The organism is Halomonas sp. THAF5a (assembly GCF_009363755.1).
Taxonomy (GTDB): domain Bacteria; phylum Pseudomonadota; class Gammaproteobacteria; order Pseudomonadales; family Halomonadaceae; genus Halomonas.
The window spans coordinates 912,314-923,848 of record NZ_CP045417.1; the positions used below are offsets into that span (position 1 = coordinate 912,314).

At 62.9% G+C, this 11,535-nt stretch carries 9 protein-coding genes; 4 read left to right on the forward strand and 5 right to left on the reverse strand.

What is annotated here, in order from left to right; genetic code table 11:
• Positions 1–77: 77 nt before the first annotated feature.
• From FIU83_RS04110 to FIU83_RS04130, 5 genes are all read right to left on the reverse strand, one after another.
• Positions 78–2,999: a molybdopterin-dependent oxidoreductase gene (locus tag FIU83_RS04110; protein ID WP_152482893.1), complete on the reverse strand. Its 2,922-nt coding sequence runs from the start codon at positions 2,997–2,999 to the stop codon at positions 78–80.
• Entirely contained in the window at positions 2,996–3,616 is a 621-nt protein-coding gene (locus tag FIU83_RS04115) for a hypothetical protein (RefSeq protein WP_152482894.1), read from the reverse strand. Before FIU83_RS04115 ends, FIU83_RS04110 begins: the two co-directional genes overlap by 4 nt.
• A 324-nt stretch (positions 3,617–3,940) precedes the next feature.
• Positions 3,941–5,248, reverse strand: coding sequence for a TRAP transporter large permease subunit (locus FIU83_RS04120; RefSeq protein ID WP_152482895.1), 1,308 nt, complete (start codon positions 5,246–5,248; stop codon positions 3,941–3,943).
• Between the two features lie 257 nt (positions 5,249–5,505).
• Positions 5,506–6,561, reverse strand: coding sequence for a TRAP transporter substrate-binding protein (locus tag FIU83_RS04125; protein ID WP_152482896.1), 1,056 nt, complete (start codon positions 6,559–6,561; stop codon positions 5,506–5,508).
• A 67-nt stretch (positions 6,562–6,628) separates the two neighbouring features.
• The gene (locus FIU83_RS04130) at positions 6,629–7,135 is read right to left on the reverse strand and encodes a TRAP transporter small permease subunit (RefSeq protein ID WP_152482897.1); all 507 of its coding nucleotides are present in this window, start codon (positions 7,133–7,135) and stop codon (positions 6,629–6,631) included.
• Between the two features lie 664 nt (positions 7,136–7,799).
• Here FIU83_RS04130 and FIU83_RS04135 point away from each other — a divergent pair.
• The 4 genes from FIU83_RS04135 (at position 7,800) to FIU83_RS04150 (ending at position 11,336) form a co-directional block, all read left to right on the forward strand.
• A complete protein-coding gene (locus FIU83_RS04135; protein ID WP_216645053.1) occupies positions 7,800–8,786 on the forward strand; it encodes a TRAP transporter substrate-binding protein in 987 nt (328 codons plus the stop codon).
• A gap of 94 nt (positions 8,787–8,880) precedes the next feature.
• A complete protein-coding gene (locus FIU83_RS04140; protein WP_152482899.1) occupies positions 8,881–9,444 on the forward strand; it encodes a TRAP transporter small permease in 564 nt (187 codons plus the stop codon).
• 2 nt (positions 9,445–9,446) lie between these two features.
• Positions 9,447–10,787 carry a TRAP transporter large permease gene (locus FIU83_RS04145; protein ID WP_152482900.1) on the forward strand — a complete coding sequence of 447 codons (1,341 nt, stop codon included), beginning with the start codon at positions 9,447–9,449 and terminating at the stop codon, positions 10,785–10,787.
• Positions 10,788–10,847: 60 nt separating this feature from the next.
• Entirely contained in the window at positions 10,848–11,336 is a 489-nt protein-coding gene (locus FIU83_RS04150) for a universal stress protein (protein ID WP_152482901.1), read from the forward strand.
• Positions 11,337–11,535 lie beyond the last annotated feature (199 nt).

Genomic DNA, 11,535 nt, shown 5'->3' on the forward strand with positions numbered 1-11,535 from the left:
CCCGACGATCATGCCAAGGACATGTCAGGAATGCCAGTGGATTATTCCGCCCTCGGGGCCGTGCCCGAGGGCGGCGTTCACGCCTCCCGGGCGGCCCGGACGCGGCAGCGATGCAGCTTCAGATTGCTCTGATGGGACACGGGGTCCAGGGTGCCATCCGTGAGGTCGTTGACCGATCCCCAGGGGTGGAAGGGTTGTCGTGTGTCCCAGCCGATGGGGATGAAGATCACGTCCGGATGAATGCCCGAGGTCACCCAGGCCCTGGCCTCGAGGCGGCCCTGGGGAGACTCGACGATCAGCAATTCACCGTCCCGGATGCCCTTGGGAGTCGCCTTGTCGGGGTGAATCTGGCAATAGAGATCCGGCCACATTTCCTGGGCCTGCCAGAAGTAGTGCGTCCAGGAATGAAAGTGCGACGCGGTGGGGCGTCCGGTCACCAGCTGGGTGTCCCACTCCGTCCCGTCGTCTTCCGTCGATGCTTGCAGCGAGACGGCGTCGGCCAGGGTGGGAGAGTGGAAGAAAGGCGATGTCTCGGCGGCACGATCCTCGAGAACGACCCCCGGATGACCGGCGTTTGCTTCCGCCTCGGTGTAGAAATAGGGCAGCGACGACAGGCCCAGTGCGCGGAACTTCGCCTCGATCGTCGGGTTCCAGAACTCCAGCTGCCCGCTGGGCGTGGGGAAGCGCTTGCCCGGCTCGCAGCCGAAGGCGGTCGTGCCTTCCAGGTAGAGCGTATCTGGCTCGGTAGCGGTCTCTTCCGCCACGGGGATGCGGACCCAGCGATAGGGGGTGGAGGTCAGGCGCTTCATGGTCACGCCCTTCAGTGACGGGGTGGCTTGACGCAGCACCTCGTCCCAGAAGACCGCGGGGTCCTTGTAGCGCTCCTGGAGCACCGACTGGTAGCCCAGTCGCTTGCCGAGCTCGATCCAGAACCAATGGTCCGAGCGGGCCTCCCCGGGAGGGTCCATGAGGCGGTCGTTCCAGACGATTCGCCGGTCTTCCGCCAGGCGGCTGATGCCCCCCTTCTCCACCCCGGTGGCGGCGGGCAGGACATAATCCGCCAGCGCCGAGGTCTCGTTGAAGAAGAGGTCCATGTGCACCAGCAGGTCCAGGGAGCCCAGGGCCTCCTTGACCCGCTGCTGGTCGGGCCAGTGCGCGGCGGGATTGTTGCCGGTGATCAGGCCGCGAATGGCATAGGGCTCGCCGTCCAGCATGCCCTGCAGCCACCGGCGAGGGCTATTGCCCAGCGCCGGGCGATCGATCGGTGACCGGTGATCCTCCGGGACCTGGACGCGTCCCCAGTCCGGTTCGGAAGCCACATTGAAGTAGCCGCCTCCACGGCGTCCCCAGTTACCGGTGATGGCGGCCAGGAACATCAAGGTCCGGTTGGCCTGTGTCCCGTTGCTGTGCTGGTTGATGCCGCGGCTGGCAAAGATCATGCAACCATCGGCATGGGCGATGTCCCTGGCAAGCTGCCGAATGTGCCCGGCGTCGAGGCCGGTGAGATCACTGGCCCAGTCGACGGTGTAGCCTTGCGCCTGGATGAAATCTCGCCAGACTTCCCAGCCCGCGACCCACTCTTCGCAGAACGGGCGATCATGCCAGCCTTGACGGAAGATCTCATGGATCAGCCCCAGCGCCAGGGCCATGTCGGTGCCGGGACGGATGGCCAGCCAGCGATCGGCCTTGCTGGCGGTAGCGGTCAGCCGAGGATCGATGACCACCATCCCGGCGCCGCGGCGCAATCGCCAGTCATTGACCATGCCGAAGTTGACCGGCCGCGTCTCGGCCTGGTTGTCGCCGAAGTACACATGCAGGTCGGCGCTGCCGATATCCTCCGGCGTGTAGACATTGGGCTGACAGGTGGAGCCCAGGGTCAGCTCCAGGGCGACGACCTTGCTCGCATCGCAGAACGGCTCGGTGGTCAAGAAGTTCGGTGTTCCCCACAGCTGGGTGAACATGGGAACGAAGCCCATGATGTTGAGCACCCCGGTGCGGGTGCCCATGTGGATGGCCAGGGCCTCGCTGCCCTGGCGCTCGCGGATGGCCAGCAGCCGCTTGGCGATGTCATCCAGGGCCTCCTCCCAGCTGACGCGTTCGAACGTCTCGCTGCCGGGGGGGCCGCGGCGCCGGAGGGGGTGAGTCAGGCGACTCGGATTCCGGTAGAGCTGCAGCGTCATCTGTGACTTCGCGCAGATACGACCCTGGAAAACGGGGTCCTCGTCGTTGCCGAGGATGCGGACTACCTCGCCGTCCTTCATGCCGAACTTCAGGGTGCAGCCGTTGAAGCAGATATTGCAGCCGCCCGGCTTGATCTCGTCCGGCTGCTCATCGTCGACCTTGCGGTAGGGGATCTGGACCCACTTCGAGGTGGGGGCTGCCCCCGAGGGAGGTGCCCCCTGAACGGCCGGCGGGTGCTTGTCGACCAGCGGGTCCTTGGGGGCCGCGCCTCCCACATCCACGGCGCGATCCAGATAGAGCGTGGACGGGCCCTGCAGGAAGTGGTCGTGGTCGCGAATGGGCTTGTCGGCCTCATGGGCCAGGTTCACCAGGTCCTCTCGCTTGCCGAAGGTGATGGCGCGGGTCGGGCAGACGCTGGCGCAGGCGGGCATCTCGCCGCGGGCGCGCCGGGGCGCGCAGAGGTCGCATTTCACCGCGTGATTGTCCACCGGGTCATAGCCCATGGCGCCGTAGGGGCAGGCCAGCACGCACTCTCCGCAGCCGGTGCAGAGCGACTCATCGACGCTCACCACCCCGGTGTCCGGATCCTTGCTCAGCGCCTTGGGAACCACCGGACAGGCCCTCAGGCAGGCCGGGCGTTCGCACTGCTGACAGGTCACGGTCAGGAAGTCCAGCTCGGGCAGCGAGGGATCGCCCAGCCACATGACCTTGTTGCGATACTCATCGGGACCGAGGCCGTTGACCTGCTTGCAGGCGGCCTCGCAGCTCTTGCAGCCGGTGCAGCGCTCCAGATCGATGCTCAGGCATAGCTGGCTCATGTTTCTCCTCCCCATGTGGCCAGGTGCCACCAGTAGATAGCGTCATCGCCCGCCACATAGCCGGCGAAGAAGGTCACGAGCACCAAGTGAAGGACGATGCCTGCCAGGAACAGGCAGGCCGCGAGGATATGCAGGCGACGCCACATCGACAGCGGACGACCGGCGCGGCGACGCGCCCCCACCAGGCGAGCCTCCCGAGACGCCAGGCGCACATAGCGACACGTCAGCAGGGGATGCCTCACGGCATGGCGCAGGTTGGGCGAGAACAAGGCCTCGCTGGCCTGGGGATCGAGACGCGTCAACAGACGGCTCTTGGCCGCGATCACCTCGGCGAGTTCACGGCGCGTTGCATCCGTGACGGTGAAGCTGGATTCCCGCGAGCCGAACTGCCGGGAAAACTGCCGGGACAGAAAGACCCGCGCCACGACGCCCTGAACGATCAGGAACACCAGGAGCAGATAGAGCACGCCTGGCGTGCTGAACAGGTCTCCAGCGGCGACATGCAGGCTGATGAAGATGAAGCCGGCCATGCTGGCCAGGACGTGGGCGGCAAACCAGCGGGGCGGGCTGACCGACAACGGGCTGCGCTTGGCAAGACTGAACAGCAGGGGCGTCATGAGCAGACACCCTCCGGCCACGGCCGACAGCTGAAGCCAGGGCGTGCCGGGTCGGTCCCCCAGGGCCCCGGAGAGTTGCAGGATCAGTGTGAGGACAAGGACGCAACCGATGCCGGCGAGCCCTTGCAGCAGTCGCCGGTGGCCGATTCTGGGCGGCGCGGCGTGCCGTCCTTCGAGGGATGTGAGTAAGGGCATGGTCGTGAAACGTCTCTCGGAGTGTCTGGCGTGAGGTCAGGGGGAGGAGGGCGGAGGTCGGCCATGGGGCTCGGCAATGTGGTCATTGCGCGTTGAGCCCCAGGCCGGTGGGATCAGGCGGAGACCGTCTCAGTCGAAGAGTTCCGGTAGCCAGATCGCGATCTGGGGGAACAGGAAGACGAGGCCCAGGCCGAGCAGCTGCAGCATCACGAAGGGACCCACGGATCCGTATACATCACTCCAGCCGACGTCCTTGGGCAGGATGCTCTTGATCCAGAACAGCACGAAGCCGAAAGGCGGCGTCAGGTAGGCAATCTGGATGTTGACGATGAAGAGGACCCCGAACCAGATCTTGTCGACGCCCAGGGCCTCGATGATCGGCAGGAAGAGGGGGGTACACAGCATGATGATGGCCCAGTCATCCATGACCATCCCGAGCATGAGGATGATCAGCATCATCAACAACAGGATGCCAGTGGTACCACCAGGCATGGCGAGTACCATCTCCGTGATCAAGTCCTGACTTCCCAATGTATTGAAGACATTGAGAAAGATGCTGGCCCCGATCAGGATCCAGAGCCCCATGCCCGTCAGCTTGACGGTGGTGCTCAACGAGTCCTTGAACACTTTCATGGTCAGGCGACCGTTCGCCATGTTGATCAACAAGGCGCTGGTGGCACCGAAGGCCGCGGCCTCGGAGGGCGTGGCGATCCCTCCCCAGATGGTGCCCAGAACGATAACGATCAGCAGGATGAAGGGCCAGATCCCGACCAGGGAGCGCAACTTTTCACGGCGGGAGAACTTCTGGTCGTCAGGCAGTGCCGGTCCCATGACCGGTTGATACTTGCAGCGTAGCCAGATGTAGATGGTATAGAAGACGGCCAGCATCAGTCCCGGAAGCAGGCCGGCCAGAAAGAGCTTGCCGATGGAGGCGTTTGCCAGCAGGCCATAGAAGATGAAGGGCACGCTGGGAGGAATGAGAGCACCCAGTGCACCGCCCGCCCCAATGGCGCCAATCGCGATCTTGCGATTGTATCCGTACTTCATCATCGAGGGATAGGCGATCTGGCCCATGGTGATCGTCGCCGGAGGGGTGATGCCGGTGACCGCGGCAAAGATGGTACTGACTTGTACGGTACCGATGGCGAGGCCGCCAGGGACATGGCCGATCAGTTTATAGACGGCTTCATAGGCGGCGTCTGCAATGCCTGAGTAGCGGATCAGGCTTCCCATGAACAAGAAGAGGGGCACCGTGACCAGCACCGAGTTCCAGGGGGTGGAGTAGAAGGCACTGGGAATGGCCAGCAAGGCATTCGGGTCGATCACGGCAGCGAACACAACAGCCGTGCCGCCCAGCGCGAACGCAACGGGTAACCCCAGGAACAAAGCGCCAAAGAGGCACACGAAGTAGAGAAGCGTTATGAGTTCAAGGCTCATGAGGTAACCTTATTCTTGGAGATTGTCGGGCTGCCTTGTCAACAAACTGTCCCGCGAGTAGGCCTTCGTTGGATGGTTCAGACGTCAAGCACTGGTTCCCTAGCGTTGGCCGAGCGCAGTGGTCGGTGTCCTGGTGCCAGATGCCGCACTCCGGCCTCGCCGCGAGGCGCTGTCAGTAAAATCCCGATCTTCAAGCGACAGCCAAAAGATCGGGAGTGTGAGTCGCCCTATGGCAGGTCTGCTGAGTCTTTCAGGACTCAGTAGTATCCCTTGTCCTTCATGAACTGCTTGAAGATCTCCACGCCCTGGGCATTGCGTTCAGAGGTCGCCGCCACCTTGGGCCAGACTTCGTTGATGGAGAACTCACGCATCCTCTCCACCTCTTCGTCCGAGAAGGTGATCACTTCGCCGCCCTCGTCCTTCAGGGACTGAAGTGCGATATCGACCTGATCGGCATGCAGTTGGCTCGTCTCGAAGTAGGTGTCCTTGAACACGCCCTCGATCTGTTCGCGCTGCCAGTCGGTCAAGGCATTCCAGGCGTCGAGGTTGACGAAGGTTTCCTGATGCTGGGCAGGGTTCCAGCCCGGCTGGATGGCATAGTCGACGACTTCATCGAACGACATGTCGTCGATACCGCCGGTGTCCCAATAGGTGCCTTCGATCGTGCCGAGGCGAATGGCCGTATAGATGTCGCCGGCGCCCATGGAGACCGCCGTTCCGCCCAGCGCCTCGTGAAACAGCGCCTGAGGGCCACCGGCACGCATCTTCTTGCCCGCCAGGTCCTCGAACTTCTCGACGGGGAACTTGGTGAACATGGCGTTCGTGCCCTGGTCGGTCCAGCCGATCCAGTGGAGGTTGCGCTCATGGGCCGCCTCCTGCACGAGATCACCGACTCGGTAGTCCTCTCCCCACATGACCTCCCAGGCCTCTTCAGGGCTGTTGGCCCCCATCGCCAGGCCGAACGCCAGCATGCCTTCGGGCAGGTCGCCACCATAGACCGACGCCCAGCCGGCGTACCCGTCGGTCATGCCGGCGGCGGCTGCCATGAAGGCTTCGGAGCCGCTGGTCAGTGAGCCGGCAGGCATCAGCTTGATCTTCACCGTCCCCTCAGTCGCCTCCTCCACTGCCTCGATCCATGGAATCAGGCCGTTGTCCCAGCCGGCATCCGACGAGTCGAAGGCGGGCTGGAAGGTCCAGGTGGTGACCTCGTCCGGGGGGCCATCCTCTTGCGCCTGGGCGACGGAGTGCGTAAAGGCCATGACCCCTGCACAGATCAAGGTCTTGGCGAAAATGGTATGTTTTGTAGTTGTCATGTGTTCTCTCCTTTTTCTACCTTTCTGCGGGTATCGCGGCTGTTGTCGCCGTCGAATTCGTTGTTATTTATTCTTTCGAACCTTTGATAACGGTCTTAACATCCTGGACGAATTGCTGGATCACTATCAGAAGTACGACACATGCGGCCAGGGGGATCACGGTTTTCACCGGATAGATCGGAATGGGAATGGCCGTGGGTGTTGTCTGGTTGAACTTAATGGACAACAGGGCGGCATCCATTCCCTTCCAAATCAGTACGCCAAGAAAAGCGAAAGTCAGTGAGGAGGTGATGATGTCGCAGATTGCCTTCTTTCTGGCGGAGAACTTCTCGTAGAAGAGGTCGAGCTTGATAAAGGCGCCATGCTTCAGGGCATAGGCTCCCCCCATGCAGGCGATAAGCACCATGGCGGCCTGGATGGTGGCGCCGATCCATTGGGATGCGGAATTCAGGGCATATCTCAGGAAGACATCCGTGACGCCGAAGATCATGCAGTAGAGAATCAGCAGGGAACCAATCAGGCCCATGATCTCGGCTATTGAATTGATGATCTTGTCGTAAATCTTGCCTATCACTTTTTCAGCTCCTTGTTGTTATTTGCTTGAGTGAGCTTTTCGGCTTGCTGAGTTTTACTTGCTTCTTTCTGACCCGGTCGCTCCGGTGTCAAGTTTCCTGTCCATTTCTATCCAGCTTCTTATGCCATGAATCCTAGCCTACGGAGGGAGAATTTGACAGGGATAGGGCCAGTTGCGCTCCGGTGATGGTGCCAGAATCAGGGTTGTCGACAATATTGGGCATTCGCCGGGTGCCCGGGCATGGCGGAGGCGCCGTCCTTTTCGACACGCTTTGCCCTGTTATAGGGCATTTCCACCCGGTGGATTGCCGTGATGCGCTCTTATCGCCCATTGGGTAAACGGGGCCAGCTACCGATCGCCGGGCTGGACCAATCGATGTCGAAAGACTGGCTCTAGTGACCCTCGAGGGGAGGGCGTAGAACGTGATGGACAGGTTACGGTGAATGCCCCGTATCCCCACGACAGGCGACGGATGAGATCGCGAAGTCGAGGCAGACACGGTGAGAAACACCATCATCTCACCATGAATTGTCGCCTGACGCCGCCTTCCCGGACGACCCGCTCGCCGTCATGCAGGATCGCCTTGCCCGGGGCTGGCATCCTGCCTTTCCGACAATAACAAGCAGTGGAGATCACAATGCGAATCCAGAAACACCTCCTCCCCATGGCAGTATCCGCGGCTACCCTGGTCCTGAGCGGTCAAGCCATGGCCGAGACCTGGAAGATGGCCCTGGGTGACGCCGCGGGCGGCACCCAATACGAACTGGGCACGACCTTTGCCGATCTCGTCGAGGAAAAGACCGGGGGCGAGGTCACCATCGATCTGTTCCCCAACGGCCAGCTGGGCAGCGAACAGGACACCGTCAACAATGCCAGCATGGGGCTGCTCGACCTCTCGGTGCTGGCCATCAACAACATCACGCCGTTCTCGCCCACCGTGGGCGTGATGACCCTGCCCTACGTGATCCAGAGCCCCGAGGATGCCAAGACGCTGACTCAGGGCGAGGTCGGCAAGGAACTGACCGAGAACACCATTCGCGACGCCGGCGTGCGCATCCTGGGCTGGGCCTACTCCGGCTGCCGCCGACTGACCAACTCCGCGCGTCCCGTGGCCTCCCCCGAGGATCTCGACGGCCTGGTGATCCGGGTGCCGAAGAACGAGATCATGATCGCCGCCTACCAGTCCTGGGGCATCAACCCCAACCCGCTGGCCTGGTCCGAGACCTTCACCGCGCTGCAGCAGGGCGTCGTCGACGGTCAGGATAATCCCTATATCACCATCGACGCGATGAAGTTCTACGAGGTCCAGGACCACGTCACCGAGAGCTGCTACGTCTTCTCGATGGAGCCGCTGATCATCAGCGAGGGCAAGTTCCAGAGCCTCAGCCCCGAGATGCAGGAGCTGGTGCTGGAAGCCGGTCAGGAAGCCACCGACCACAGCTACGACTATCTGCTCGATACCGAAGCCTCCATCAAGGAACGCCTGGTGGAAGAGCACGGCATGGAGATTACCCAGCCTGCCAACGACGAGCAGGAGTGGATCGAGATGGCCACCAGCATCTGGCCCGACTTCTACGACAGCATCGGCGGCAAGGAGAAGCTCGACGAAGTGCTCGCCGTCCTGGGTCGCGATCCCGCCCCGCAGCAGTAACCACGACCACCTCGGCATGCAGTGTCACCCCGCACCGGCCCCGGCCGGTGTGGGGAGCTGCCCATCGGGAGTCTGATCGCAAGGGGCCACTCTCATGAAATCGCTTCTCTTCAAGATCATCGACAACCTGGAGAGCGTCCTCTGTCAGCTGCTCCTGGTGTCCTTCGTCTTACTGCTGTTCGCCCAGATCGTGCTCAGGAACCTCTTCAGCTATTCGCTGCCCTGGGGCGATGAGCTGGCGACCTACGCCTTCGTCTGGTTCGCCTACCTGGGGGCGGTATACGCCACCAAGATGTCGGCGCACAACCGCGTCACCTTCCAGTTCAAGTTCTTTCCGCGCTGGGTCGAGACGTTCTGCAGCGTGCTCACCGACCTGATCTGGATCGGCTTCAACGCCGTCTTCATCTACCTGAGCTACGACTTCGTCTTCAACAAGATGAACCTCTTCTGGAAGTCCCAGACCCTGGGCATTCCGATGAAATACTTCTACCTGATCCTGCCCATCGCCTTCGTCGCCATGACGCTGCGAATCCTGCAGAACAACTACCTGAAGTTCGTCAAGAAGGTGGACCTCGTGGACCCCGAGTCCCGGGAGGTCGAGAAACTCAAGCACAACGACGACGCGGCGGGTGACGGCCCGACGCCGCGGGAGCACTGAGTATGGATGCCTCGATTATCTACATACTGTTCGGCACCTTCTTCCTGCTGCTGATCCTCGGCGCACCCATCACGGTGTCGCTGGGTGTCGCGGCCCTGACGACCTTCCTCAGCCTGGGCGAGAACCCCATGGCGTTCGTGCAGATCGCCTTCACCTCGGTGGGTTCCTTCCCGCTCATGGCCCTGCCGGCGTTCATCCTGGCCGGGGCGCTGATGGAGGCCTCCGGCATCTCCAAGCGCCTGGTCGACATCGCCGAGGCCTTCGCCGGGCCGGTGACCGGCGGCCTCGCCGCGGCGACGGTGTTTGCCTGCATGTTCTTCGGCGCGATCTCCGGCTCCGGGCCGGCGACCACGGCGGCGGTGGGCATGCTGATGATTCCGGCCATGGCCAATCGCGGCTACGACCGCGGCTACGGTTCGGCCATCACCGCCTCCTCGGGCGGGCTCGGGGTGGTGATCCCGCCCTCGATCCCGATGGTGATCTTCGGCATCTCCGGCATGGGCCTGCAGCCGCCGCCCGAGGCCGTCGCCGAGCATGGCGCCTTCCAGACGCTGTCGATTCCCAAGCTGTTCATCGCCGGCATCCTTCCGGGGGTGGTCATCGCCGGTTGCCTGCTGACCATCAACTACTCCATCTCGAAGAAGCGCGGCTATCGCGGACTGACCGATCACTGGTCCTGGCCGCAGATCCGCGGCACCCTGCGCAAGGGCATCTGGTCGATGCTGGCGCCGATCATCATCCTCGGCGGCATCTACAGCGGGCTCTTCACCCCCACCGAGTCGGCTATCGTCGCGATCTTCTACACCCTGATCGTGGGGGTCTTCCTGCACCGGGAGCTGGCCTGGAAACCGGCCCTGCGCACGCTGCAGACCACCACCTGGATCACCGGGAGGGTGCTGCTGATCCTCTTCACCGCCACGGTGTTCGGTCGGCTGCTGGTCGAGCAGCGGGTCCCCGCCATCATCGCCGAGGCGATGCTCGGGTTCACCGACAGCATCTACCTGATCTGGGCGATGGTCATCTTCTTCCTGCTGTTCGTGGGAATGTTCATGGAGACCCTGGCGGCGATCATGATCCTCACCCCGGTGCTGCTGCCGATCATGTACATGCTGGGCATGGATCCGGTGCACGTGGGCATCGTGGTGGTCTGCGCCCTGGCCATCGGCTTCCAGACGCCGCCCCTCGGGGAGAACCTCTTCGTCGCCTCGGGCATCGGCGGCGCCTCGATCGAGGAGATCTCGCTGAAGGCACTGCCCTTCGCCGCCGGCTCCATCGTGGCGCTGTTCATCATCGCCTACTTCCCGCAGATATCGCTCTGGCTGCCCCGCGTGATGGGCTACTAGTCGCGGTCGATCGCTGATATCGGCGCGGCGGCCTGGCCGCCGCGCCCAGGAGGACTCAACATGACGCATGGCATCCGTCGCATCCTCTGCTGTGTGGGGCTGCGCAACGACTGCGATCCGGTGCTGGGCCGGGCGGTGGACCTCGCCCTGGCCACCGGCGCCGAGCTCTATGTGCTGCACGCGGTCAAGTCACTCTCCGACGATGTGCTCAACACCCTCAAGATCAACATCCAGGATCGCCAGGCCCTCGAGACCCTGATGACGCAGCGCCTCGACGAGGCGCATCGGGAACTCGACCGGCGCCTCGACGCCTTCTGGGCCCGCCATCCCGAGCGTCGCGCCGCCCTCGGCGAGCGCGAGGTGACGCGCAGCGTGCTCGAGGGCTATCCCGCCTCGGTGATCAGCCACTACGCCACGCGCATCGGCAGCGACATGATCGTCATGGCGGCCAACAAGCGCAGCTTTCCCGCCTCCTACTCCGGCAAGGTCACCAAGGGGGTGATCAAGCGCGCCAAGGTGCCTGTCGTCGTCGTGCCACCGGGCAACTGACGCGACGCTGCCGCCGATGTCGCGTCGCAGGATCACCGCGATGGCTCGCCTGGCACAACGGCTCGCCGCATGACAAAAGGCGCCGCTCCTGAACGGGAGCGGCGCCTTCTTTGTCACGTGACACCGCCTGGCCGCGAGGCGAAGGTCTTTCGTTGGAAAGGATTTCCATTCGTCAATCATCCCTTGGTCCATGTGGCCC